Source organism: Nonomuraea jiangxiensis (genome assembly GCF_900099965.1).
Taxonomy (GTDB): Bacteria; Actinomycetota; Actinomycetes; order Streptosporangiales; family Streptosporangiaceae; genus Nonomuraea; species Nonomuraea jiangxiensis.
Genome location: NZ_FNDJ01000010.1, coordinates 46,503 through 71,486, shown reverse-complemented (window position 1 = coordinate 71,486; position 24,984 = coordinate 46,503). Strand labels below are relative to the sequence as shown.

Genomic DNA, 24,984 nt, shown 5'->3' with positions numbered 1-24,984 from the left:
TTTATCAATCCGTGGTTACCGTGCGATTTATGGATTCCTTTGACAATTACCCGTTCATGCCTGGACCGCGGGGCGTGCCCGCCGGTACGTACGAGGCCCGCCGCGAGCGCGAACCGCTCGGAAAGGTACGCCTGCCCAGCGGCGACACCGCCTACCTGACCACGACGTACGAGGACGCGATCCTCGTGCTGAGCGACCCCCGTTTCAGCCGCGAACTGGGTTATCCGGGCGCGCCGCGGATGTTTCGGGGATTCACCGTCGCCGAGGCCCCGGGAATCCTCACCAGCATGGATCCGCCGGAGCACACCCGGTTACGGCGGCTGCTGTCCGGGGTCTTCATGCCGCGCCAGGTCAACGGCTGGCGGCCCAGATTACGCGCGCTCACCGGTGAACTGATCGACGCGCTTCCCGAGGAATTCGATTTTCTCCATGAATTCGCCTTCCCGCTACCGGTACAGGTGGTGTGCGACATCATGGGCGTGCCCGGGATCGACGTCGTCCGCGTACGGGCCTGGTCGGACGCGATGTTGTCCACCTCCGGCCTGTCGGAGGAGGCCAAGCTGGCCGCGGCCGGAGAGTTCCACGCGTACATGGCGGAGGTGGTCGCGGCGCACCGGGCGGACCCCGGCGACGGGCTGCTGGCCGCGATGATCCACGCCCGGGACGGCGAGGACCGGCTGAGCGAGAAGGAGCTCGTCCGCAACGCGCTCGGCCTGTTCCTGGCCGGGCACGAGACGACCGGCTCCGTACTGGCCCGCTCGATCGTCCGGCTGCTCGACCCGCGCGACACCTACGACCGGCTGGCCGCCAGGCCGGACCTGGTCCCGGGCACCGTGGAGGAGCTGCTCCGGCTGGAGCAACCGGGCGACAGCCCGCTGATCCGGGTGGCCACCGAGGACGTCGAGCTGCCCTCGGGCAAGGTACGCAAGGGCGAGGGGGTGATCGCCTCCTTCGCCGCGGCGAACCTGGACCCGTCGGTCTTCCCCGACCCGCACACCGTGGACCTGAACCGGGAGGCGACGCACCTGGCGTTCGGCCGGGGCCCGCACTACTGCCTGGGCGCGAACCTGGCCAGGATGGAACTGCAGGAGATCCTCGGCGTGCTGGTGCGCAGGCTCCCCGGGCTGGAGCTGGCGCGGCCTGCCGGGGAGCTGGAGTGGACGGCGGGCAGCATCATGGTCCGCCCGGTACGGGTGCCGGTCCGCAAGAGAGGGCGATGGCCCTCATGAGCCGTTGCCTACCGTCCAGGCTTCTGACCCACCCCACCGACCGGCACGCGACCAGCCGTCACTTTGAAGCGCCCGGCGGCCACCCCTCAGGCCGCCCAACCGCCCCACCCCCCCAGCCCCGTACCCGCTTTTCGGCGGCTGCCGGCGCCGCCCGCTAGATCCGATCTAGCGGGCGGATCTCGCGCCTGAGGGGTGACGGGCCCGGGGAAAGGGGAGACCATGGCCGACGACCGGCTTCGGGTGGCGGTGATCATCGGCAGCACCCGGGCCGGCCGTGCATGCGACACGGTCGGCGACTGGTTCACCACGCGGGCCCGCCGCCGCCAGGATCTCGACGTCGAGGTGCTCGACCTGGCGGACTACAGGTTTCCCGGCAACTACCCGGAGGAGGCGACGCCGCCCATGCGCCACTTCATCGCGGCCGTCGGCCACGCGGACGCCTTCGCCGTGGTCACCCCCGAGTACAACCGCAGCTTCCCCGCCTCACTCAAGCAGGCCATCGACTTCGCCTATGACGAGTGGCAGGCCAAACCGGTCGGTTTCGTCTCCTACGGCTGCGGCTCGGCCGGCTTCTACGCCGTGGAACAGCTCCGTACGGTCTTCGGCGCCCTGCACGCCGTGACCATGCGCGACTGGGTCGGGCTCGACCTGCTCGGCCCGGACGTCGACGGGTGCCGCCCGGCCGACACCGACGACCGGCTGCGTTCCGTGGCCGCCATGCTCGACCAGCTCACGTGGTGGGGCCGCACGCTGCGCGCGGGCAGGCGCGCCCAGCCATACGTCTCATGAAAGGGAATTCATCCATGCCCGACCTGGCGATACAGACCTCAGGCCTGGTCAAGACCTTCGACAAGACCCGCGCCGTGGACGGCCTCGACCTGGCCGTGCCCGCCGGCGCCGTCTACGGCGTGCTCGGCCCCAACGGCGCGGGCAAGACCACGGCGGTACGCATCCTGGCCACGCTGCTGCGCCCCGACGGGGGCGAGGCCACGGTGTTCGGCCACGACGTGGTGCGCGAGGCGGACGCCGTCCGCTCCCGGGTCAGCATGACCGGCCAGTACGCGTCCGTGGACGACGAGATGACCGGCGCCGAGAACCTCATCCTGCTCGCCCGCCTGCTCGGCCACCGCAAGCCGGCCGCCAGGGCCCGGGCCGCCGAGCTACTGGAGGCGTTCGGGCTGACGGAGGCCGGGGGGCGGCAGGTCAAGACGTACTCGGGTGGCATGCGGCGGCGCCTCGACATCGCCGCCAGCATCCTGAACACCCCCGACCTGCTCTTCCTCGACGAGCCCACCACCGGGCTGGACCCGCGCAGCCGCAACCAGGTCTGGGACATCGTCCGCATCGTCGTGGCCCACGGCACCACGGTGCTGCTGACCACGCAGTACCTGGAGGAGGCCGACCGGCTGGCCGACCGCATCGCGGTCATCGACCACGGCCGGCTCATCGCCGAGGGCACGCCGGGCGAGCTGAAGTCCTCCGTCGGCGCGGGCTCGGTGCACGTACGCCTGCGCGACCCGGCCACCCGGACCGAGGCGGAGCGCCTGCTCACCGAGATCCTGGACACGACCGTCTACCGGGAGTCCGACCCGGTGTCGCTCACGGCCCGCATCACCGGCAACGGCCGCGACGAGGCCGCCGCCGAGCAGGCATCGCGGGCCCTCGCCCAGCTGGCCGCGGCCGGCATCGTCGTCGACGACTTCTCCCTCGGCCAGCCCAACCTGGACGAGGTGTTCCTGGCCCTCACCGACCACCGCGCCACCGAGGAGACTGCGGCATGAGCACGACCGCCGAGACCGGCACCACGTACGAGCCCGCCACCGACGCCCTCGCCACCGTCCTGGCCCCAGGAGCGCGACCACCCCGGCCGAGCGCGTGGTCGGCGTCGATCACGTTCGGCTGGCGGGCCGTGCTGAAGATCAAGCACGTGCCCGAGCAGCTCTTCGATGTGACCGCGTTCCCGCTCATGATGACGCTGATGTTCACCTACCTGTTCGGCGGCGCGCTGGCCGGCTCGCCGACCGAATACCTGCAGTACCTGCTGCCGGGCATCATGGTGACGAGTGTCGTGATGATCACCATGTACACCGGTCTTGAGGTCAACAAGGACATCGAGAAGGGGGTCTTCGACCGGTTCCGCACCCTGCCCATCTGGCGCCCCGCGACCATGGTGGGCTACCTGCTCGGCGACGTCATGCGCTACACGATCGCCTCGACGGTCATCCTGCTGGTGGGCCTGGTGATGGGGTTCCGTCCTTCGGGCGGCCTCGTGGGGGCGGTGCTCGGGATCCTGCTGCTGCTGGGGTTCTCGTTCGCGTTCTCGTGGGTGTGGACGATGTTCGGGCTGCTGCTGCGCAGCGAGAAGTCGGTGATGGGGGTCAGCATGATGGTGCTGTTCCCGCTGACGTTCCTGAGCAATGTCTATGTCCAGCCCGAGACGATGCCCGGCTGGCTGCAGGTCTTCGTCAACCTCAACCCGATCACCCATCTGGTGGCCGCCGTCCGCTCCCTGATGGCCGGCACGCCGGACGGCGGGGCACTGATCCTGGTCCTGGTGTGGTCGGTGGTCTTCATCGGGGCCTTCGGCTCCATCACCATGCGGCTCTACAACCGCAAGTAGGCACTTCCCACACCGGGCATGCGTGCCCGGTGTGCCGCCGGTTTCCTCCAGTCCCGCGCCCACGGCCCCGAGCCGGGCCGGCGACCGGTGTGCGCCGGGTGCGCGGACGGAGATGACCGGTGATTTCACCGATGCGGAGTGGTTCGCCGCCGTAGATCATCCCTGTGTGATCGGCCCGTCCCGGTCACTGAAAGGAGATTCGACGGCATGGTCTCGCTGGTGAGAATGGCCCGGGTCGCGGTGGCAGGCATGGTGGCCACCGGGCTCGCGGCCGGACCGGCCCACGCTGACCCCCGACAAACCACCCGATCGGCTCCCTTACCTGTGTCCGCACCGAACAGCTCCGTACCCGATGCCAAGGGGCCCGACGCCGAGGGACCTGGCACCCAGCCCGTGGCCACGCCGACCGTCGAGGGACCCGTCCCCGGCGCCCTGCCCGGCAGCCCGTCCGCGCCCGACGTGCGCGACACCTATCCGTGGCTCGCCACGAACATCGACCTTGCCGCCCGCGGCTACGTCGAGCAGGAGTTCTACCTCTCCGGCCAGGCCGACGCCTACGACACGAGCGGGCGGTTGCTCGCCGCCGACGTCCCCTACAAGACCCGGATCATCGTACGCCGCCCCGCTCACCAGGCCAGATTCAACGGGACCGTGCTCGCCGAATGGCAGAACGTGACCGCCGGATACGACCTGGACGCGCTGTGGAGCGCCGACCAGATCATGCGCGCCGGCTACGCCTGGGTCGGCATCTCCGCGCAGCGGGTCGGGGTGAACCAGCTACGCGGCTGGAGCCCGGCTCGCTACGGCGACCTGGACGTCACCGGCGGCGGCCGGTTCGCGGCCGACGAGTTGTCCTACGACATCTACTCCCAGGCGGCCAAGGCGCTGCGGGCGCGCGGCGGCCACGCTCCGCTGCACCGGCTGAAGGTGGACACGGTGCTGGCCATCGGCGCCTCGCAGTCCGCGGGCCGGATGACCGTCTACTACGACGCCGTACTGCCGCAGATCGAGAGTGTCTTCGACGGGTTCGCCAACATCGTCGGCGGCGCGCCCACCCGGGCCGGTACGGAGCCGGTGTTCCAGGTCCTGTCCGAGACCGACGTACGCTCACCGGCCCGGCCCGCGGACACCGACCGGTTCCGCCGGTGGGAGGTCGCCGGCGCCGCCCACTCCGGCTGGGCAGGCCAGGAGTACCGGCGTCCCCTGCTCACGCGGGATCTCGGCGCCGCGCCCACGTACAACTGCGACCAGCCGCCCTACAGCCGGGTGCCGCTGACACACGTACTCGCCGCCGCCTACGACCACCTGACCCGCTGGGCCGAACGTGGCACCCCGCCACCGGCCGCTCCCCCACTGGAGTTCAACCCCGACGGTACGAAGGCCCGCGACGAGCTGGGGCTCGCCCGGGGCGGCATCCGCGTCTCCCAGGTCGCGGCACCCACCGCACTCAACACCGGCGACAACTCCGGGGAGGGCTTCTGCAGGCTGTTCGGCACACACCTCCCCTTCGACCAGACCCGACTCAGAACGCTCTACCGCACGGAGAGCCGCTACGTAGCCGCCGTCGCCAAGGCCGACGCGACCAACCTCCGCAAGGGCTACCTGCTACCCGGCGACGCGGCACAGAACCTGAAGGACGCCCTCACCGTCGACTTCAGCCCCCGCTGAACCCCAGACAAGAGAAACTCCCGCACCGACCCTGAGATGTGGGAAGCGCCTCCCCCGCCCGCACCGAACCCGAGGCGAGGGAAACTCCCGCCCCGCCCGCACTGAACCCGAGACGAGGGGAGCCCCTGCCCCCCGCCTGCGCTCCCCTCGTCTCCTCCGCTCTACCCGACACATCGGGACCGGCCACCGCCTTGGACCCGGAGCTCCGCACCCCCGGACCAGGACCTCCGCCGGCCATACCCGCTCGCACCAACGCCGGTCGCTGCACCGCCAGATCACTGTGGCGGCGCAGCGCCGGCATGAGGGGCCTACATGAGGGAGCCGGCATGAGGGAGCCGACATGGGGGCCGCATGAGTCGGGGCCGGCATGAGGGAGATGGTGTCCGGGTCAGAGGCGCCAGGTGATGGGGGTGTCGGGCTGGTAGCGGCAGGTGGCGCCGGTCGAGACGGTGGCGCGCAGGTGGGCGGCCAGTTCGGGATGGGTGCTGTCGAGCTTGCGCAGCACATCGCGAATCCGGGCGGTGACGGTCTTACGGGCCCGCTCCGCCTCGTCCCCCAACCGCCGGGTACGCCCGCCAAGCCCCGCCGCCGCCCGCAGCTCCTCCAGCAACGCGGCCCGCTCCCGGTCGAACTCGGCCGCCCGCCGATCGTCACCCAGTTCGGCGGCCCGATCGATCTCCTCGTCGAGCCGCGCCAGCCGCCGGCGGTAGCGGCTCTTGGCCTCCTCGTCCAGCACGTCGTCACCACCCATCCGGCGGGCCGCGACGACGACCTCACCGCCTTCGGGAGCCAGCAGCGACACGGCGCTCACGTCACCACCGGGACGGCTCAGCAGAATGTGCAGGTCGCGCAGCCCCTTGGCATCGGGCATGTGGACAAGCCGCCCGGCGAACGCCAGAGACCACACCGCACCGTCCCTCCGGAACTCCGCCTCGCCCACCCCCGAAGACCCACCATCGGCCCGCCCCCGCCCATCCCCGGAAGTCCCGGAAGCCCTGTCACCAGAAGGCCCAGTGCCCACCGGCCCGGCCGACTCCTGAAGGCGCTGCGTACCGAGCTCAGCCGACTCCCGGAGGCGGTGCGCGCCCAACTCGCCCTGCTCCCCGAGATGGTCCATGCCCCGCTCGGCCGACTCCCGGAGGCGATGCAGGCCCAGCTCAGCCTGCTCCTGGACGTGGTGCATCCCCAGCTCGGCCGCCTCCCGCCGTACCCCGGTCAGCAGCTCCGACGCCGCGTCGGCGTCGCCCGGCCACGCGCGGGCGAGCAGGGTCTCGGCCAGGTGGGCGCGGGCCAGCACCGACCACGGTCGCGACTGCATCAGGTCGGCTGAGCGGTAGGCGGCGGTGAGCTCCTCGACTGCCTCCTCCCAGCGCCCCTCGGCGGCGTCGACCAGGCCGAGCCACAGGTCGTACGGGCCGCTGATCTCCCATCCGTACAGCGACACCAGCCATTGCCCCCGATGCGGCGCCAGCGCGGCCCGGGCACGGGCGCACAGCTCCGGGTCCCGCGTGGCGGCGGCCAGCTCGGCCTGGAAGCGTAACCACAGCGGCTGGACGACGCGGTCGTCCGGCTGCCCCGCATGGAGATGGCGCAGCGCGGGGTTCAGGTCGCCGCCTTGCAGCGCCGTCAGCGCCTCCAGCAACGGCACACACGGGTGATGGGTGCCCCGGAGCCCGCGCAGCACCGCCCGCTGCTCCGCCGACTTCCCCCGAAGCAACGCCATCGCCCAGCGGTGGTGCTCCAGCATGAACCCGAAGTGCTCGTGCACCGTCTCCGGCCGCACTCCCGACAGCCGCTCCTCGGCCTCGGCGAAGCGTCCGGCGAAGGCGGCCACGATGCTCGCGTCGACATCGGTGGCCAAGATGAGGTGCACCCGCTCGCTGCGCCAGCCCTTGGCGGCGTAGTCGTGGAACTCGTCGATGTAGCCGGGATCACCCTGCTCGACCATGGCCACCCAGCGCAGCGCGGTGGCGAAGTGCTCCAGGTCGCGGTCGGCAGTGCGACGCGCCACGGCGATCAGCTCGTCGATCAGCGCGACCCGTTCGGGGGCCGTGCCGGGACCCCAGATGATGTCGTGCTGCACCCACAGGCTGAACGTCAGCGCGTCGTCGTCACCTCCCTTCCTGGCCCGGGCCATGAGGTGGAAGACCAGGTCGAGCGGCATCTGCTCGTCGGGCACGTCCTGGCCGACCAGCCGGCGGTGCGCCTCCCTGAGGAGGTCGCGGGCCTTGTCCAGGCCGTAGTGGGTGTGGAAGACGAGCGCGACGCGGGCGGGCAGCTCGGGGTCGTGGAGATCGCGGGCGATGGCGGCGGCCTCGTCGAAGAGCCGGCGCACCTCATCCCGCCGGTCCGGGTAGTGGTGCAGCTCCTGGCCAAGGTCGAGGCCGATCAGGGCCCGGCGGCGGGGACTGACGGCGGAGCTCAGCTCGTGTGCCCGGCGCAGGTGGAGCAGCTGCTCCTCGCCCGCCAGCCGGCACCTCGCCTCGTGGGCGGCGGCCAGGAGCAACGCGACGGCCCGCTCGGGATCGGCACGATCGCCGGCCAGGTAGGCGTGCCCGGCCAGGTCGTTGGGCAGCACCTTGCCCGCCAGGCCGGGCGAGCGGTCGAAGGCGCTGACGACCGCGCCGTGCAGCTCGCGGGGGTCGTCGAGCGAGTCGTAGAGGGTCTCGCGCACCAGGTCGTGCGCGAAGGCGAACACGCCGCCGCCCCTGGCCACCACCAGCTTGGCCACCACGGCCAGCTCCAGCAGCCGGTCGACGTGGGCGACGGGGGCGGCGATCATCTCGGCGAGCACCTGGCGGTGGAACTCGTTGCCGAGCACCGCGGCGGCGGGAAGCAGCTCGGAGACCTGCCGGGGCAGCAGCGACAGGCGGCGTAGCAGCGCGTCGCGCACGCCGGGCGCGACCGCGTCGGCCGAGCCGCCGCTGCGCCACAACCGGGCGGTCTGCTCGACGAAGAACGGGTTGCCGCCGGTGCGCAGGTGCACCTCGGCGACCAGGTCGGGCGGCGGCTCCTGCCCGGCTGTGCGGGCCATGAGCGCGGCGACGCCCGCCCGGTCGAGCCCGTTGAGCGTGATCGTGGTGGCCTTGGCGACGAGCGGTGACAGCAGGTCGCGCAGCGGGTGGTCGACCGGCTCGACCTCGGCGTCGCGGTAGGTGCCGACCAGCAGCAGCCGCTCGAACCAGGTCTGCCGCGCCGCGAACTCCAGCAGCCGCAACGAGTCCGGGTCGGCCACGTGCAGGTCGTCGATGACGACCAGCACCGGGCGCCGCTGCGACAGCGAGACCAGGGCCGAGGTGACCGCGTCGTAGACCCGGAAGCCGCCCGCGGCCTCGCCACTCCGTGTCTCACCACCCCGTGTCTCGCCACTTCGCGGCTCACCGCCCTGTGCCTCACCGAGCAGGGCGGCCAGCGCGGTCAGGCCGCCGCCCGCCGCCTCCTCCGCCGCGGCCCACTCCTCGGGCTCGACGGCGCGCCGCAACGCGCGGAGGACCTGCACCCACGGCCAGTAGCCGGGGGCGCTGCCGGAATCCCAGCACGCCCCGCCGACCACCAGCACGCCCGCGCGCCGGGCCTCCCCCGCCGCGCTGGTGACGAGCGTGGTCTTGCCGATGCCGGCCTCGCCGGTGACGAGCACCAGGCCGCCGTGGCTGCCGATCAGCCTGGTGATCTCGGCACGCAGCAGCGCGGCGGGGTGCTCCCGGCCGATGAGCTCGTGCGCGGAGACGTCGATAGGCATGACGCTTGCACGCTATACACCCCGACCGACAAATTCCTATCAAGCGGTGTCCTCCACCGAGCGCTCGCCGGCGGCGCCCCGGCCCAGCGCGCGCTCTACCAGGCCACCTCCAGGGAGCTCAAGCCGTACACGACGCTGAACGTGCGGAACCGCGGCTCGCCGGACACCCGCAGCCCGGGGAAGCGCCGCAGCAGCGCGGGGAGGGCGATGCGCAGCTCCATGCGGGCCAGCGGGGCGCCCAGGCAGTGGTGTACGCCGTGGCCGAAGGCGACGTGGCCGGGCGCGCCGCGTTCGAGGTCGAGGGTGTCGGCGTCGGCCAGGAATCCCGGGTCGCGGTTGGCGGCGGGCAGGGTGCAGAGCACCAGCTCCCCGGCCCCGATGGCCTGGCCGCCGATCTCGACGTCGGTCGTCGTGATCTTCGTGGTGCCGGAGTGCACGATGCTGAGCCAGCGCAGCAGCTCCTCGACCGCGGCGTCTATGCGGTCGGGCTCGTTCCTGAGCAGCTGGAGCTGGGCGGGGTGGCGCAGCAGGGCGAGTGTGCCCAGGGAGAGCATGTTCGAGGTGGTCTCGTGGCCGGCGAACAGCAGCAGGCCACCGATGCCGACCAGCTCGTCCGTGGTCAGGTCGGCGCCGTGCTCGCGTACGAGCATGCCGAGCAGTTCCTCACCCGGGTCCGCCTGGATGCGGGCGACCAGGTCCTCCATGTACGCGCGCTGCTCGAACTGCGCCTTCAGCCGCTCCTCGCCGGGCACCGTCATGTCCAGCATCCGGCTGGTACGCAGTTGGAACCCGGCCCGGTCCTCGTACGGGACGCCGAGCAGCTCGCAGATGACCAGCGACGGGACCGGCAGCGCGAACGACGCCACCAGGTCGGCGGGCGACCCGTCGGCCTCCATGGCGTCCAGGTGGTCCTCGACGATGCGCTCGATCCGCGGCTCCAGCCTGCGCATCCGCCGGATGGTGAACTCGCCGGCCAGCATCCTGCGCAACCGCGTGTGCTCGGGCGGGTCGAGGCCGAGGAGGTTGCCCGCGCGTACCTTGGCGAGCTGCTCCTCCGTCATCTTCGGCGCCCCCGGGAGCCGCGCGATGCCCTGCGGCGCGACCCTGAACCGCTCCGCGTCGCCCAGCACCTCCCGCACGTCCGCGTAGTGGGTCACGAGCCAGGCGGGGTCGCCATGTGCCGTGGTGACCCGTTTGACCCGCTCCTCGTCCCGCGCCGCCGCCAGCTCAGGCGCCGGGTCGAAGCCCACCCGCCGCATGTGCAGCGGCACGGTCGTGGACTCGCTCATGCCACTCCCTTGGAATGATCGCCGTTGTGGACTGAACCGTAACAATCATGGACGTCCGCCCTCTAGATGGGTGATCCCAAGGGCCAGGATGCGGGTGGTGACGGGGATCCGTAGTGCGTCGTGCGCGCCGGCTCGCTCTTGCGAGCTGGGAGGAGGAGGCGCCGGCGCGCTTGAGCGCGCGTTCCGGGAGCTCCATGCTCCTCAGGCGTATTGAAGGTCCGCGGTGGCGATTTTTCCGTCAGATACGGTGAAGTCGTAATGGGCGCGCCACCCGGATGAGCCGGCGGGGGCCCAGTGAACCAGCAACCGCTGGCCGTCGGCCCGCCGCCGGTCGGCCGACAGGACCCGCAGCGTGCCGCCGATGACCTCGCCATCAGCCCACGTACGGATGGCGTCATGGCCGGTGATCTTCCGCTGTACGTCGATGATCTCGCCCTTCTCGGCGAACGAGTTCACCAGAGCGTCAAGATCCTTGCTGTTCACGGCATCCACGTAGGCCCGCGCCTCGGCTATGACGTCGGCCGCTCCAGCGGACTCGGCCGCTTGAGCGGACTCGACGGGGCCCGGCGGCGGGTCACCGGCGCAGCCCGCGGTCACCAGTGCGAGGGTCAGAGCGGCGACGACTGCCCGTAGCCCGTCTCGTCCGCGGTCGCGGTGACGCAGAGAAGCCGGGCCGGTGACCGGTCGATGTCCGCCGCTCTCGGGTAGCCGGTGAGATACGTGGCCTGCGGCTGCCATGGATGGACGACGGCGGGTGCGAAGTGCGCTCATGCTCGAAGGATCTCCGGCATGCCTCGTGATCGTCCAAGGCGCGTTGGCATAACCAATGGCTATGGACACCTCACCGTTCCTGCCGTCCCGCGACAACCCGCCCACCGGGACCGATCGCCTTTTAGCATCTCCCCCATGCCGACCCAGCTGTCGCCCCGCCTCGCCGCGGTCGTGAACGCGTTACCCCTCCAGCCGCACTCGCGTGTCCTCGAGATCGGATGCGGCCCCGGGGCCGCCGCACGAGCGGTCGCGGCCCGGCTCACCACCGGCCACATCCTGGCCATCGACAGGTCAGCCACCGCCATCGCCCAGGCCCAAGCCGCCGGGACGGACGAGATCGCCTCCGGCCGCATGAGCCTCCGCCAGGCCGCGGGCGAGGACTTCGTCCTGCAACCCGACGAGGAGCCGTACGACCTCGTGTTCGCCGTACGGGTCGGCGCCCTCGACGGACGGCACCCCGAGCTCGGCCGGCGGATGCTCCAGCGCATCGCCGCGGCGACCACGGCCGGGGCCCGGCTGTTCATCGACGGCGGCGACCCACTCCGCGAACTGCCCATCCCACGAGTCTGAGCCTCTACCCTGCCCGTAATGACCTATAGACCACCGCCGCCCAGAAGGCCTTGCCTGAAGGTTCGGGATCGATCCGATGGGCCTTCGACCGCCGACATCCTTGAGGCTGTGGCGGAGGGGAGGCGCTGATCGCCTTGGTTCATTCACGCTGGTGCGCCCTGTTTCCCAGCCTGAACTGGAATGACTCAGCCCAGCGCTGCGCCGATGCCTGTCATGATCGGGATGGACAGGGCGGTGGTCAGCAGGATGGTGCTGCGGGCCAGTCGCCGGCCGGTGTCGTAGGTCACCGCGTAGACGTAGATGTTCTGGGCCGTGGGCAGCGCGGCGAAGAGGGTGGCGGCCAGCAGCGCGCTCCCGTCGAGCCCCAGCACGAGGCGCGCGACCAGGTAGGCGACGGCCGGCTGCACGAACGCCTTGAGGGCGACCGCCAGAAAGACCTCCTTACCAGCGCCCTTCGGCCTTTCCGGCGCGTCCTTCTCACCCATGGCCTCCTCGGGCGTCCGGCGCTGGGAGCCGTACAGGCTGAGTCCGTACGCGAGCAGCGCCACCGGCACGGCCGCGCCGCCGAGCAGCTCGATCGGGCGCATCACGATGGTGGGCAGCGAGAACCCGCTGAGCGCGAACGCCAGCCCGACCAGCGAGGCCACCGTGAGCGGGTTCCGCAGCGGAATCAGCAGTGCCGTACGCACCGAGCGGGCCCCCTGGTCGAGGACGAGGAAGGAGACCGGGGTGAGCACGAGTAACTGGAACAGCAGGATCGGCGCGACCAGGGCCCCGTCGCCGAGCACGTAGATCGAGATGGGTACGCCGAGGTTGCCCGCGTTGACGTATCCCGAGGCCAGCGCGCCGATCGTGAGCTCCCGCCGATCCCGCCGCCAGACCAGCCGGGCCACCAGGACGTACACGAGCTGGACGGACACCACGGCGGCGATCTGGGTCAGCAGCACCGGCGAGAACAACGACGTCAGGTCCGCCCTTGACACGGTGGTGAACATCAGCGCGGGAGTCGCCACGAAGAACGCCAGCCGCGACAGCACCAGCTCATCACTGGTACGCAACAACCCGCCCATGCCGACCAGGTAACCGATGACGGCAACCGACACCAGCGCGACGAACGCCGCCACAACCCCCGACAAACTCCAACCTCCGGATTTGGACATTCGGAGCGTATCGGGGCCCCGTCTGACGCCGACGACCACCCGCCCGACATCGCCCCTGCAGCCGCCGGGGCCGACTTCAGGACGAGACTCCCGGCGCGGTCGTCATCGAGCCTTCTCGCCTACCTCGACGGCCTCGGCCGGCAACCGGGACGACAGCCGCAGCAGTCCCGCGCAGGCGAACGCCAGCAGCACTCCCAAGCTCGCCCACAACAGCGGCGGAGACGCTGCCACCAGGGCGGAGAAGCCGGCGGGCGCCACCACCTGGCCCACCGCCCAGGTCATCTGGTGGACCGCCAGGTAGCGGCCGCGTAGCGCATGGGGTGCTGCGCCGGCGGCCAGGGCGGCGGACGGGGGCCTGTGGACGAGCTCGGCGAGGGTGAAGACGAGGGTGGCGGCCACCAGGGCGGAGATCCGGGGCAGGCCGGGCGGGATGAGGGCCGTGGCGGCGTACAGGGCGAAGGAGAGGATGAAGACGCCGCCGGCCAGGGCCATCGCATGTGTACGGCGTGCGCGCCGCTGCAGGCGCCGCACCGGGAGCTGCCCGGCGGCGACGAGCAAGGTGTTGATCGTGTAGAGGATGCCCAGCATGGCGGGTGAGGCGCCGAGGGCGGAGACGGCGTAGAGGGGCAGGCCGATGGAGAGGATCAGATGGGCCAGGGTGAACGCCTGCTCCGCCGCCACCAGTCCCATGAACGGCCGATCCGCCAGGACCTGGCGGTAGCCGCCTGACTTGCCCGCCGGGCGGCGGGCGCCCTTACCGGGACCGCGCGACAGGAGCAGGCAGGCGGAGGCCAGGACGAAGCTGGCCGCGTTGAGCGCCGCGATCAGTGTGAAGCCGGTCTGGCCGGCCAGCGACACGGCGGACGCCGAGAGCAGGCCACCAAGGCCGAAGGCGACGTTGCGGGCCGTCGCCTGCAGCGCGTACAGCCGGTCCCGGTCCCCGCCCTCCGTGAGCGCGGCCACATAGCTGCCTGAGGCGGGATAGAACGCACGGTCTCCGGCGGAGATGACGGCGGCGATCGCGACGAGCGGGCCGAAGGCGTCCACGAGCGGGTAGAGGGCGAAGCCGAGGGCGCGGATGACGTACGTGCCGACCAGCACGGTACGCGCGTCGAACCGGTCGATGAGCACCCCGGCCAGTGGGTTGGCGGCCAGGCCGAGCGTGGCCGCCACGGTCACCCCCACACCGACCGTGGTCGCGGGCAGCCCGGTCACCTGCTGGATGAACAGCAAGGTCAGGGGCACGTACAGGCCGTTGCCGAGGGCGTCGACGAACATACCGACAAGGAAGGGCCGCACGGCCCGGACACGGGTTGGGGAGGGGAACACCCCGAAGAGTGTGCCTGGCCGACGCGGTTCGCGGATCGGGCATCGGTCCTGCGACATTCGACCTAGGCCCGCCCTCAGGGGGCGGCCAAGCCCTGCCCACCCGCTCCCGAAGTCGTGATCCACATCGCCGTGATCGACCTCATAGCGCGCTCACCGACTTCGCCTGCGCGTTTGGATGAGCGCCTGAGCGAAGGAAGGAACGCTTGGAGTGGGGCTCCCGCCGGACGGCAACTGGTAGGCGCCTGGGGAAGGGGGGTCGTTTACAGTGTGCGCATGCGAGTTGTGGTGATTGGCGCCAGTGGGCATATCGGGACGTACCTCATTCCTCGGCTCGTTGACGGAGGGCACGATGTCGTCGCCGTGAGCCGGGGGAAGCGGGAGCCGTACAGTCCGCACGGGGCCTGGCAGCGCGTCACCCAGGTCACCGCCGATCGGGACGCCGAGGACGGCGAGGGAACGTTCGGGCGGCGGATCGCCGAGCTTGAGGGCGATGTCGTCATCGACCTGATCTGCTTCCAGGAGGACAGTGCGCGGCAACTGGCCGAGGCGCTCACCGGGAGGGTGCGGCAGTTCCTGCACTGCGGGACCGTCTGGACGCACGGGCACAGCACCGTGGTCCCGACCACCGAGGACCGGCCGAAGCGGCCCTTCGGCGAGTACGGGCGGCAGAAGGCCGCCATCGAGGCCTACCTGCTGGAGCGGGCTCACCGGGACGGGTTCCCGGCCACCCTGATCCATCCGGGGCACATCACCGGGCCGGGATGGGTGCCGGTCAACCCGGCGGGGAACATCAATCCCGCCGTCTTCCAGACGCTCGCCGACGGGGCCGAACTCGCGCTGCCCAACTTCGGCATGGAGACCGTGCAGCACGTGCACGCCGACGACGTCGCGCGGTTGTTCGTGGACGCCATGAACAACCGGGCCGCCGCGGTGGGCGAGAGCTTCCACTCGGTGGCCACCACCGCCCTGACCTTGAGGGGGTACGCCGAGGCGGTGGCGGGCTGGTTCGGACAGGAGGCACGGCTGACGTTCCTGCCCTGGGAGGAGTGGCGGGCCACGGTGTCCGAGGCGGACGCACAGATCACGTACGACCACATCGCCCACAGCCCGCACTGCAGCATGGAGAAGTCCGAGCGGCTGCTCGGGCACCGGCCCCGCTACACCTCACTGGAGGCCATCTCCGAAGCGGTCGACTGGCTGATCAGGGCAGGCACCATCACCCGGTGAGAGGCCGCCTCTCAGCTGAGCACGTTGTCCGGCCTGTCCAACCAGATCGACTGCCCGTCCGGCGCGACGGTGATCCCGTACCTGTCCCTGCCGGGCTCACCCCACGACACCCACCGGAAGTAGGCGTCGGTCACCTCGTCCCAGACAGGCCGGTCACCGATCTGGAACACCGGCCACTGGTCCAGGTCAGGGTCCCACACGGTCATGGCCCGCTCGTCGCCCCTGTCCGGGTTGAGGACCCACACCCGTACGAGGTCATCGTCCTGCGCGGTGCTTACGTGCAGTCCGGTGAGCGCCGCGATCGCGAGCGCCGCCCCGGGCGGGGCCTCGGCAATGGTACGCGGATCCACCCGCGTGCTCGCTCGGACGGGCTCGACGTCGGGCTCGGGCGGGTATTCGACTCGCTGCGACCGGATCGGCATGTACGAGGCGCTGCCACGGAACCGGCCGACCGCCGTCCCGTCGGCACCGACGACCAACCGGATCGCGCGACCACAACCGACGCCCGTCTCGAACGGCGCCACGATCAACCCGCCCGGACGGCACTGCTCCACCCAGGCGTACGGCACCCGGTAGACGGAGCAGGTGACGTGCACCCGATCGTAGAGAGCGCTGTCGGGGTGGCCGGCCGCGCCGTCACCGATGACCAGACGCGGCTCGTATCCGGCGACGGAGACGTTCTTCGCCGCCCGCTCCGACAGAGCAGCGTCTATCTCAATGGAGGTCACCCGGTCCGCGCCGACCAGGTAGGACAGCAGCGCAGCGGTCCACCCGGTCCCGGTGCCCACTTCGAGCACCCGCTGGCGTGGTTTCGGAGACAGCAGTTCGAGCAGCTCCGCAACCGTGACCGGCGCCGAGTTGGAGGATGTGTAGGCACCATCGCTGTCGAAACCGCCGGCACCGTCGTCGATCTGCGTGATGATCGGGTCCGCCGCGGTATAGACCGCTTCCCACCAGGTGCCGGGGTCGGAGTCGCGGTCGATGATGTACGCCTCGTCCCGGCTCCCCGGGGAGGCCAGAGCGACATCCGGGATGAACAGGGCGCGCGGTACGGCCCGCAACGCCGCCTCAACCGAGGGCAGAAGCGGGCCGATGCGATCCTCGATGTCGGCGATGAACCGATCGACGCGGCCTTCGTGGTCGGTCACTTACCTTTGCCGCCCTTGCCGCCAGATTCGCGTTTGCCGCCACCCTGAGCGAGCCCGTCTCCTTGGTGAGGGTCACGCTTGGGGGTGATCTTCTTGTACTCGTGGGGTTTGCCTTCGTGCTTTCCTTCGTCCTTGTCGCCCATCCACCCTCCCTAGTCGCTTACCGTGATTTTATGGCTACGCAAAGGGTTGAGTAAGGGCGCGGAAGCAAGCCATCACCGGCCAGGGAGAGGCAATGACCTCGCACTCGGGTTGGGACCGTAACCCGTCCCTCGGGCTTACCCTCGCGCCGACGGGTCCACGCCGCCCAGGAAGTGCTCAATGAGGAGTCGCCGCCCGTCCTCGGAGACGTAGCCGTCCGGGTCGTACAGTAGCGGCCCGCCGAGTTCGATATCCGCGACCAGGGTCATGTCCCTTACGGATACTCCCAGGCTTGCCTTCGTGCTTGCCTACGCCTTTGTCGCCCCAAGCACCCCCTGTCGCTTACTGTAGGTGTGCCATGTTCCCTGCGCACTTTCGCGTTCGGCGCGTACCGTGGGCAGTGCTGATGGAACCGCTCTCTCGAGGTTGAGCCATGTCGCGCCCCGATGAAGGCGCAAAGCGGATCGGCCGAAACGTACGCGCCGCCCGCCGCGCCAGAGGAACATCGCTCGAAACGCTCGCCGGCCTGGTCGGCCGCTCCAAGGGCTGGCTGAGCAAGATCGAAAACGGCAAGATTCGGCTCGAAAAGCGCTCCGATATCGTCGCCCTCGCCGATGCGCTCGAAGTCTCCGCGACCGAACTTGTGGAAGGACCGGCCGTACCCCGCGGCAGGACCGAGCCGTCCATCGGTCACCTCCGTGGCATCCTGCTCGGCTCTTCCCTCGACGACCCCTCGGATATGCCCGTCAGGCCGGTCGGTGTCCTGGAAGCCGAGTGGAACGGCAGCATCCTCGCCGCCTGGCGCACCTCGGATCGGGTCGAACTCGCACGGCTCATACCCGGCCTCATCGGCGAACTTCACGTCCACGCCGCCACGGCCGACGGCCAGGAGCGCGAGACCGCGCTGCGCCTGCTCATCTGGGCCTGCAGCGCGGCAGGCTCGGACCTGCTCAAGGCGTACGGCCATCTGGACCTGGCGTGGATCGCCGCCGACCGCGCGGAGCGGGCCGCCCACGCCCTCGGCGATGAGGTGTGGGCCGGTGCGGCAGCGTTCGCCATGGCGCACTGCCGCCGCAGCTTGGACCGAACCCACGCGTTCCGCACGATCGGGCAGACCGCCGACCGCGTCGAGCCGCACATCGGCGATGACCGCCAGGCGCAGGAGATTTACGGCATGCTGCGCCTGTCGGCCGCGTTGGCCTGCCAGATCCGCGGCGACCACAGCGGGGCCGACGCCTGCGCCGAGGAAGCCGAGCGGATCGCCGGGCGCACCGGTGAGCATGCGGACGCCTGGCAGTGGTTCGGCCCGGCCAACGTCGGCGTCTGGCGTACCACGCTGGCGGTCGAGGCGGGAGAACCCGGTCGGGCGTTGGACTATGCCGCGCGGGTGGTACCGGAAGTGTTGCCGAGCCAGATCCGCCGAGCATCCCTTCGCATCGAGAAGGCGCGGGCGTACGCGATGCTCGACCGGTCGCGCCTGGCCGCCATCGAACTGCGCCAGGCGGAGAGACTGGATGCGCCGCGAACCCACAGCGATCCCTTCGCGCGTGAGCTGGTGGCGGATCTGCTGCCGAAGCCGGGAGGGCGCGACCTCCGCGGCCTGGCGTGGCGGATGAACCTCATCTGACACGAGGGTTTCCTTGCGGAAACACCAGGCCCGGCCAGTCGTCCTACGGTTCCAGCCATGGACGGGCCACAGAACCGCAGCGCAGTCGTCGCGCTGCTGATCGAGCCGGCCTGGCCGGCGGGTGAGCGGCCATGACCGGCGACGAGCAGCAAGCTCTCGCCGAATCCACCGATCAGGAGCTACGCCGGATCGTGGATCAGGCGATGCTCGTGCAGGACTGGAGAGAGCGGCAGCTCTCAGTGCTCCGCAACACCTACCCTCTGTGGAACGTTGAGCAGGTCAGGAACCTCGCGGGAGAGGTGTGGTGGACGGCCCGCCTACGCCATGAAGCCACACCCGAGCTGGCGGTCGCCGGGGTCTCCCCGTACGTCGAGCAGGCCGACCCCATCGCCCTTGCCGCCACGTTGGCTTGGCAGACCTACCTGTTTCGCCAGTGGCAGGCACGCACAGCGCCGCCCCCGTAACGCCCGGCGCCCGCCGTGCGCGGAGGTGCCGCGGCAGGCCGGGGTAGCCCCCCGTGGCCCTACCAAAGGAAACGCTTGGCCGCAGCATGCTCCTCATCGCAGCCCCGGTCCCATCGAACAATGCGCGGCAGGTGGACATACCAGGTGTCCGCCGCCGCGCTACAACAGCGAGGCGAGTTTCATTCACATGACCACCGGACGCGAAGCGTGCCGCCGCTGCCATCGCGAAGTGATCGTCATCCACCTGCTCTACCGTGACGGGCTGCGGATCGATCCGGCTCGACCCCGAGCCGGTGGTCGGCGGCCACTACACGTTCTGGAATCCCACCTACGATCGCAACGTCCGGCGGTGGTTGGGGAAGCCGCGACCGGAAAAGGTGTCGCCGCCGGACAATCTGTCCGCGAAGCAGAAGCTGGCGTGGGACGGCCGCGCGGAGGCTGATCGCCGCCCGTGGTACGTGGAGCACCGTTGCGGCAAGACCGCCGCTCAGATCGTCGAGGAGTGGCAGCGCCGGGAAAAGCGCGCTTGAACGCGCCAGATCGGGAAAGCGTGCCCGAGCGCGCCAGATCGGAAGGCGTGCCTGAGCGCACCGTGATCGCCGCCCTCGGCGGGTACTCCGCGCCGCCAAGCCCAGGCTGGCGTCGCAGCGGAGCGGCCCCCTCCGAGGGCGGCCACCCGTCCTCCAAATACGCCGGGTTCTCCCCTGTCGATCATCTGCAGAGCCCCCCCCCGAAACAATGCCCGTGCGCCGGCGGGGTTGCGGGCATTCCGCCTTGTGGCGGAATGCCCGAGCGGAGCGAGGACCTCCAGGGGTCGGGGCTGTGACCCGACTGGGGGCAAGGCCTGAGCCCGCCGGCGCGAAGCGCCTCCTAGCGATGACCGTGCGCCCCGCAGGCGCCCCAGGAAGGACGCCCGAGCGTCAGCGAGGTCCGCTCGGGGTGGGCTCCCGGCAGCCCACCCGGTAACCAGGTGCCGGGTGGGCTTGTACGGGGGTTCGAAAGGGGGCGCTGGCCGGAGTTGCTCAGGCGCGAAGCGCCCCCCGGGCGGAAGGCCATGCCTTGGGGCCTACCACGTCAGCCCGTCAAAGGGCCGAATTCCTTGCGGGTGTCGATGACCTCGCCGAACAGTTCCCAGCGTTCCCCCTTGAACTGCATGAGCTGCATCGACTCGATCGGGAACCCGTCGCTCTGCGACGTGTCGAGTGTGACCCCGGGCAGCAGCATGTCCACCTTGACGCCCTTGAGGTTGCGCACCGCGTCGCGCAGCCCCTCGCGGGTCATGCAGGTGGCCGCCTCCATGGCCTTGTGGAAGCTGCTGGCCACGGCCCAGCCGAACGTGTGGTACGGGATGTTCGGGTCGGCGCCGGGTGCGTACTGCTGCATCTTCTGCCGGTACAGCATCATCTCCGGGTCGTTCGCCCACGTCGGGTCGTTCGGGTCCTTGTAGTACGAGCTGGACACCACACCCTGAACGTTCTCGAAGCCGACCGGCTTGAGCACCGTGATCGAGGCGGCCACGTTGTTGACGATGTGCAGCGGGTTCCAGCTGGTGTTCTTGGCGTCGGCGGCCAGCGCCTGCGAGCCGAACTTGGGCGTGGTGATGTTGAGCAGCACGTCGGCCTTCGACTCGGCCAGGTTCCGCATCTGCGGGTCGACGCTGGGGTCGGACACCTCGTAGCTCTGCTCGGCCACGACCTTGATCTGGGTGCCCTCGATGGCCTGGGTGAAGCCGCCGAGCAGGTCCTTGCCGAAGTCGTCGTTCTGGTAGAGAACGGCGACCTTGGCCTCGGGCTTCTCCGTCTTGAGGTACTGGGCGTAGACCCGGGCCTCGGAGATGTAGTTGGGCTGCCAGCCGATGGTCCACGGGTGCGCGGTGTCGGTGCCCCACTGGGAGGCGCCGGTGGCGACGAAGACCTGCGGCACCTTCTGCTGGTTCGTGTAGTCCCAGGTGGCCGTGGTGGAGGGGGTGCCGAGGGTCTGGAACAGGGCGAAGACCTGCTCCTGCTCGACCAGCCGGCGCGCTTCCTCGACCGCCTTGGGCGGCTGGTAGCCGTCGTCGCGCACGACGAACTCGACCTTGCGCCCCTTGATGCCGCCCTTCTCGGCGTTGACGTAGTCGAAGTACGCCTTGATGCCCTTGGGGATGTCGCCGTAGGCGGAGGCGGGGCCGGACAGCGGGTAGATGCCGCCCAGTTTGATGCTCGTGTCGGTGATGCCGGTGGTCTGCTGTCCCTGGCACTGGCCCGACGCGGCCGTACCCGTGGTGCCACCGCCGCTGTCCCGCCCCCCGCAGGCGGCGACGGCGAGCAGTAGCAGCGCCGTGCAGCCGATCGCAGATACTCGCATCCCTCTTACTCCTTCCGGGGAATCTTCTTGATCAAGCGCTCGGCCAGCCCGGCCAGGCCCGTCGGGGCCACGTACATCACCGCGATGATCAGCAGGCCGAAGATGACGCCGGGCGCGGCGTCGTTGATGTCCTGCGAGATGCTGGGCACGAACATCACGAAGAGCGCCCCGAGCAGCGGTCCGAACAGGGTGCCGAGCCCGCCGACGACCAGCCCGGCGAGCATGGTGATGGAGAGGTTGACGGTGAACGAGTCCGGCGAGACGAACCCGATCACCCACGTGTAGACACATCCGGCGGCCCCGGCGAACATCGCGCTCCACGCGAACGCCAGCGTCTTGTACGACGACAACCGCACGCCCATGACCTCGGCCGCGATCTCGTTGTCCCGCAGGGCGTGCAGCGCCCGGCCCACCCGCGACCGCAGCAGGCTGTGCGCCAGCAGGAACGCGGCCACGGCGACGACCAGCGTGAGGAAGTACAGCCACTGGTCCGGGGCCAGCCCGCTCCACGCGGGCGGCGCGGGCTTGGCCAGCGTCAGCCCCATCGACCCGCCGGTCAGCTCCTCGAACCGCTTGAGCAGCGGCGCCAGGAAGATCGCCATGGCGAGCGTGACCAGCGCCAGGTACAGCCCGCGCAGCCGCATGGCGGGCACGCCGAAGGCCAGGCCGAGCAGGAACGCCACCCCCGCCGCGAGCGGCAGGGTGACCGGGTACGGCATCCCGTCCCAGTGGTCCAGCAGGATGGCGGTGGTGTAGGCGCCCACGGCGAAGAACGCCCCGTGGCCGAGGGAGATCTGCCCGGCGTGCCCGACGAGGAGGTTCAGCCCGAGCAGCGCGACGGCGTAGACCAGCACCATCGTGAGCTGGAAGACGTGGAAGGGGACGAGCTGGAAGGGGGCGTAGCAGGCCGCGGCGAGCAGCAGCGCGATCGCGACCCACCGCCACCGCCCCGCCAGCGGGCCGGCGGGGGCGGGCCTCCTGGGGGCCGCCGGAGGCGCGGGCGCCCGCTTGACCTGCGCGGAGTCCGTCTCGCTCATGCCAGCTCCACCACCGCTCGCCCCGACAGCCCTTGCGTGGAATCGGTCCCGCTCATGCCCGCTCCACCACCGCTCGCCCCAACAGCCCTTGCGTGGAATCGGTCCCGCTCATGCCCGCTCCACCACCGCTCGCCCGAACAATCCCTGTGGCCGTAGCAGCAGCACCACGACGATGATCACCAGCGGCACTCCCACCTTGAGATCGGACCCGATGACCCCGATGTAGGCCCCGGCGAGCGTCTCCGCCACGCCCACGATCAGCCCGCCCACGACCGCTCCCAGCGGGCTGTCGAACCCGCCGAGCGTCGCCGCCGCGAAGGCGTAGATCAGGACGCCGCCCATCATGTTGGGCTCCAGGAACAGCACCGGCGCCACCAGCACCCCTGACACCGCCCCGACGGTGGCCGCGAGCCCCCACCCGAGCGCGAGCATCCACCCCACCCGGATCCCGACCAGCCGCGCCGAGGACGGGTTCGTCGCCACCGCCCGCATCCCCAGCCCGATCTTGGTGTACCGGAACAGCAGGTACAGCAACCCCATGACCACCGCCACCACGCCCAGGACGCCCAGCGTGGAGATGCTCACGTGGATCCCGCCGGCCTCCAGCACGCCGCCGGGGAAGGGGTTGGGGAAGTCCTTGATGAGGAAGGTCCAGATCCACCCGGCGGCGGCGTTGACGAAGATGAACAGCCCGACGGTGACGATCACCAGCGTGAGCTCGGGCGCGCCCTCGACCGGCCGGATGATCACCCGTTCGATGAGCATCCCGCCCGCGAACGACACCACCAGCGTCAGCACCAGCGCCAGCCAGAACGGCAGCCCGGCCGCCACGCACTGCCAGGCGATGTAGGTCGAGAACATGGCCAGCTCGCCCTGGGCGAAGTTCACGATCCCGGTGAACTGGTAGATCAGTACCAGTGCCAGCGCCAGGCTGGCGTAGATGGCGCCCGCGCCGAGCCCCTCGACGACCTGCTGCAGGAATCCGGCCATGGGCTACACCCGGTACCCGAGGTAGGACTGCGCGACCTGCTCGTCGGCCCTGATCTGCTCGGCCGTGCCCGACAGGACGATCCGCCCGGTCTCCAGCACGTGCGCCTGCTGGGCGATGCCGAGGGCGAGATGTGCGTTCTGTTCGACGACGACCACCGTGGTCTGCTCCTCTGCGTTGATGGCCTGGACGATGCGGAACAACTCCCGGGTGACCAGCGGCGCCAGGCCGAGTGACGGCTCGTCGAGCAGCAGCAGCCGGGGGCGCGACATGAGTGCCCGGCCGATCGCCAGCATCTGCTGCTCGCCGCCGCTGAGACTTCCCGCTGCCTGCTTCATCCGGTCCTTGAGCACCGGGAAGTAGCCGTGGATGCGCTCGATGTCGGCGTTCACGCCGTCGCGCCCGCGCCGGACGAACGCGCCCAGCCGCAGGTTCTCCTCGACGGTCAGCGGCATGAACGTGCCCCGTCCCTCGGGCACGTGCGCGATCCCCTGCCTGGCCAGAGCGTCCGGCGAGCGGCCCGCCAGGTCCGTCCCGCCCAGCCGGACCCGGCCGCGGGCCTTGATCATGCCGGACAGCGCGCGCAGCAGGGTCGTCTTGCCCGCGCCGTTGGGGCCGAGGATCGCGCAGATCTCCCCTTCGCCCACGGTCAGGCCGATGCCGTGCAGCACCCGGGCGTCACCGTATCCGGCCGTCAGATCCTCGACCTCTAGAGTGCTCATGCGCCCTCCTTCGTCGGTCGCATGAGCCGGCTACTGCGTTCGATTGTTCGCTCGCTTCCCTCGCTCACGGCCGTCCCCAGATAGGCCTCGATGACGCCGGGGTCGCGCTGCACCTCGCCCGGTGGCCCCTCGGCGATCTTGCGGCCGAAGTCCAGGCAGACGATCCGCTCGCAGATCCCCATGACGAACCCCATGTGGTGCTCGACCACGATCACGGTCAGGTCGTACTCGGAGCGGATCGCGCCCAGCATGCCCGCGAACTCCTCCACCTCGGCCGCGTTCAGCCCGTTCACCGGCTCGTCGAGCAGCAGCAGCCGGGGCCGGCCGATGAGGGCGCGGGCGAGCTCCACCCGCTTGAGCGTGCCGAACGGCAGCCCGGTCGCGGGATGAGCGGACACCCCGGTCAGGCCCAGCCGTTCCAGCACGGCGTCGGCGTCGGCGCGCAGCGCGCGCTCCTCCCGGCGCACCCCCGGCAGCCGCAGGCCGGCGGTGAGGAATCCGCCGCGGCCGCGGTGGTGCGCGCCGACCAGCACGTTGTCCCTGACGGACATACGCGGGAACAAACCAAGGTTCTGGAAGGTACGGGCGATGCCCAGCTCGGCGATGGCGTGCGGGGCGACGGAGGTCAGGTCCCTGCCCTCGTACGAGACGGTCCCGGAGTCGGCGTCGTAGCGCCTGGTCAGGCAGTTGAACAGGGTGGTCTTGCCGGCGCCGTTCGGCCCGATGAGCCCCACCATCTCGCCGCGCCCCACGTCGAAGCCCACGCCGTCCAGCGCCGTGATGCCCCCGAAGCGAACGGTAAGATCGTGTACCTCCAGCATCCGGCCTCCTGGAGAACAATGTTCTGATGTTGGGCTCAGCGTAGGAGCCGCTCGTCACGGGCCGCATTGGGCACGGTGACCCAAGATG

23 protein-coding genes are annotated in these 24,984 nt (G+C 70.6%); 10 read left to right on the top strand and 13 right to left on the bottom strand.

What is annotated here, in order from left to right; all coding sequences use genetic code 11:
• Nucleotides 1-29: 29 nt before the first annotated feature.
• The 5 genes from BLS95_RS22185 (at nucleotide 30) to BLS95_RS22165 (ending at nucleotide 5,517) form a co-directional block, all read left to right on the top strand.
• Nucleotides 30-1,229 carry a cytochrome P450 gene (locus tag BLS95_RS22185; RefSeq protein WP_176993327.1) on the top strand — a complete coding sequence of 400 codons (1,200 nt, stop codon included), beginning with the start codon at nucleotides 30-32 and terminating at the stop codon, nucleotides 1,227-1,229.
• A 219-nt stretch (nucleotides 1,230-1,448) separates the two neighbouring features.
• A complete protein-coding gene (locus BLS95_RS22180; RefSeq protein ID WP_090934245.1) occupies nucleotides 1,449-2,018 on the top strand; it encodes an NADPH-dependent FMN reductase in 570 nt (189 codons plus the stop codon).
• A gap of 14 nt (nucleotides 2,019-2,032) precedes the next feature.
• Nucleotides 2,033-3,010, top strand: coding sequence for an ATP-binding cassette domain-containing protein (locus BLS95_RS22175; protein WP_090934242.1), 978 nt, complete (start codon nucleotides 2,033-2,035; stop codon nucleotides 3,008-3,010).
• Entirely contained in the window at nucleotides 3,007-3,849 is an 843-nt protein-coding gene (locus BLS95_RS22170) for an ABC transporter permease (RefSeq protein ID WP_090934239.1), read from the top strand. Before BLS95_RS22175 ends, BLS95_RS22170 begins: the two co-directional genes overlap by 4 nt.
• 324 nt (nucleotides 3,850-4,173) lie before the next feature.
• The gene (locus tag BLS95_RS22165; protein ID WP_245765204.1) at nucleotides 4,174-5,517 is read left to right on the top strand and encodes an alpha/beta hydrolase domain-containing protein; all 1,344 of its coding nucleotides are present in this window, start codon (nucleotides 4,174-4,176) and stop codon (nucleotides 5,515-5,517) included.
• A gap of 388 nt (nucleotides 5,518-5,905) precedes the next feature.
• On the opposite strand, the gene BLS95_RS22160 is transcribed toward BLS95_RS22165, so the two are convergent.
• The 3 genes from BLS95_RS22160 to BLS95_RS22150 form a co-directional block, all read right to left on the bottom strand.
• Nucleotides 5,906-9,256, bottom strand: a complete 3,351-nt coding sequence (locus BLS95_RS22160) for an ATP-binding protein (protein WP_090934237.1) — start codon at nucleotides 9,254-9,256, stop codon at nucleotides 5,906-5,908.
• A gap of 95 nt (nucleotides 9,257-9,351) precedes the next feature.
• Entirely contained in the window at nucleotides 9,352-10,545 is a 1,194-nt protein-coding gene (locus tag BLS95_RS22155) for a cytochrome P450 (RefSeq protein WP_090934233.1), read from the bottom strand.
• Nucleotides 10,546-10,746: 201 nt separating this feature from the next.
• Nucleotides 10,747-11,142: a nuclear transport factor 2 family protein gene (locus BLS95_RS22150; RefSeq protein WP_176993326.1), complete on the bottom strand. Its 396-nt coding sequence runs from the start codon at nucleotides 11,140-11,142 to the stop codon at nucleotides 10,747-10,749.
• Between the two features lie 192 nt (nucleotides 11,143-11,334).
• On the opposite strand from BLS95_RS22150, the gene BLS95_RS22145 reads away from it, so the two are divergent.
• A complete protein-coding gene (locus BLS95_RS22145) occupies nucleotides 11,335-11,886 on the top strand; it encodes a methyltransferase domain-containing protein (RefSeq protein ID WP_143043832.1) in 552 nt (183 codons plus the stop codon).
• 185 nt (nucleotides 11,887-12,071) lie between these two features.
• On the opposite strand, the gene BLS95_RS22140 is transcribed toward BLS95_RS22145, so the two are convergent.
• The gene (locus BLS95_RS22140) at nucleotides 12,072-13,022 is read right to left on the bottom strand and encodes an AEC family transporter (RefSeq protein ID WP_090934225.1); all 951 of its coding nucleotides are present in this window, start codon (nucleotides 13,020-13,022) and stop codon (nucleotides 12,072-12,074) included.
• Nucleotides 13,023-13,148: 126 nt separating this feature from the next.
• On the bottom strand, nucleotides 13,149-14,324 hold the full coding sequence (locus tag BLS95_RS22135) for an MFS transporter (RefSeq protein ID WP_176993325.1): 1,176 nt from the start codon (nucleotides 14,322-14,324) through the stop codon (nucleotides 13,149-13,151).
• Between the two features lie 324 nt (nucleotides 14,325-14,648).
• On the opposite strand from BLS95_RS22135, the gene BLS95_RS22130 reads away from it, so the two are divergent.
• Nucleotides 14,649-15,602 carry an NAD-dependent epimerase/dehydratase family protein gene (locus tag BLS95_RS22130; RefSeq protein ID WP_090934219.1) on the top strand — a complete coding sequence of 318 codons (954 nt, stop codon included), beginning with the start codon at nucleotides 14,649-14,651 and terminating at the stop codon, nucleotides 15,600-15,602.
• A gap of 11 nt (nucleotides 15,603-15,613) precedes the next feature.
• Here BLS95_RS22130 and BLS95_RS22125 read toward each other — a convergent pair whose 3' ends face one another.
• The 3 genes from BLS95_RS22125 to BLS95_RS59085 form a co-directional block, all read right to left on the bottom strand.
• Nucleotides 15,614-16,750 carry a methyltransferase domain-containing protein gene (locus BLS95_RS22125; RefSeq protein WP_090934216.1) on the bottom strand — a complete coding sequence of 379 codons (1,137 nt, stop codon included), beginning with the start codon at nucleotides 16,748-16,750 and terminating at the stop codon, nucleotides 15,614-15,616.
• Nucleotides 16,747-16,893 carry a hypothetical protein gene (locus tag BLS95_RS55805; RefSeq protein WP_176993324.1) on the bottom strand — a complete coding sequence of 49 codons (147 nt, stop codon included), beginning with the start codon at nucleotides 16,891-16,893 and terminating at the stop codon, nucleotides 16,747-16,749. The genes BLS95_RS22125 and BLS95_RS55805 overlap by 4 nt, the downstream gene beginning before the upstream one ends.
• A gap of 135 nt (nucleotides 16,894-17,028) precedes the next feature.
• Entirely contained in the window at nucleotides 17,029-17,160 is a 132-nt protein-coding gene (locus BLS95_RS59085; protein WP_281250025.1) for a hypothetical protein, read from the bottom strand.
• A gap of 164 nt (nucleotides 17,161-17,324) precedes the next feature.
• Between BLS95_RS59085 and BLS95_RS22120 the strand changes: the two genes are divergently transcribed.
• The 3 genes from BLS95_RS22120 to BLS95_RS22110 all read left to right on the top strand — a co-directional run bounded on the left by BLS95_RS22120 (nucleotide 17,325) and on the right by BLS95_RS22110 (nucleotide 19,512).
• Nucleotides 17,325-18,518 carry a helix-turn-helix domain-containing protein gene (locus BLS95_RS22120; RefSeq protein ID WP_090934213.1) on the top strand — a complete coding sequence of 398 codons (1,194 nt, stop codon included), beginning with the start codon at nucleotides 17,325-17,327 and terminating at the stop codon, nucleotides 18,516-18,518.
• 131 nt (nucleotides 18,519-18,649) lie between these two features.
• Entirely contained in the window at nucleotides 18,650-18,982 is a 333-nt protein-coding gene (locus BLS95_RS22115; protein WP_090934210.1) for a hypothetical protein, read from the top strand.
• A 254-nt stretch (nucleotides 18,983-19,236) separates the two neighbouring features.
• Complete coding sequence (locus tag BLS95_RS22110; RefSeq protein ID WP_090934207.1) at nucleotides 19,237-19,512, top strand: hypothetical protein; 276 nt, start codon at nucleotides 19,237-19,239, stop codon at nucleotides 19,510-19,512.
• 544 nt (nucleotides 19,513-20,056) lie between these two features.
• Here BLS95_RS22110 and BLS95_RS22105 read toward each other — a convergent pair.
• From BLS95_RS22105 to BLS95_RS22085, 5 genes are all read right to left on the bottom strand, one after another.
• Entirely contained in the window at nucleotides 20,057-21,328 is a 1,272-nt protein-coding gene (locus BLS95_RS22105; RefSeq protein WP_090934204.1) for an ABC transporter substrate-binding protein, read from the bottom strand.
• 5 nt (nucleotides 21,329-21,333) lie between these two features.
• The gene (locus BLS95_RS22100) at nucleotides 21,334-22,365 is read right to left on the bottom strand and encodes a branched-chain amino acid ABC transporter permease (protein WP_090934201.1); all 1,032 of its coding nucleotides are present in this window, start codon (nucleotides 22,363-22,365) and stop codon (nucleotides 21,334-21,336) included.
• Nucleotides 22,366-22,473: 108 nt separating this feature from the next.
• Entirely contained in the window at nucleotides 22,474-23,355 is an 882-nt protein-coding gene (locus tag BLS95_RS22095; protein ID WP_090934198.1) for a branched-chain amino acid ABC transporter permease, read from the bottom strand.
• Between the two features lie 3 nt (nucleotides 23,356-23,358).
• Complete coding sequence (locus tag BLS95_RS22090) at nucleotides 23,359-24,075, bottom strand: ABC transporter ATP-binding protein (protein WP_090934195.1); 717 nt, start codon at nucleotides 24,073-24,075, stop codon at nucleotides 23,359-23,361.
• Nucleotides 24,072-24,896, bottom strand: coding sequence for an ABC transporter ATP-binding protein (locus BLS95_RS22085; protein WP_090934193.1), 825 nt, complete (start codon nucleotides 24,894-24,896; stop codon nucleotides 24,072-24,074). Before BLS95_RS22085 ends, BLS95_RS22090 begins: the two co-directional genes overlap by 4 nt.
• Between the last annotated feature and the right edge of the window lie 88 nt (nucleotides 24,897-24,984).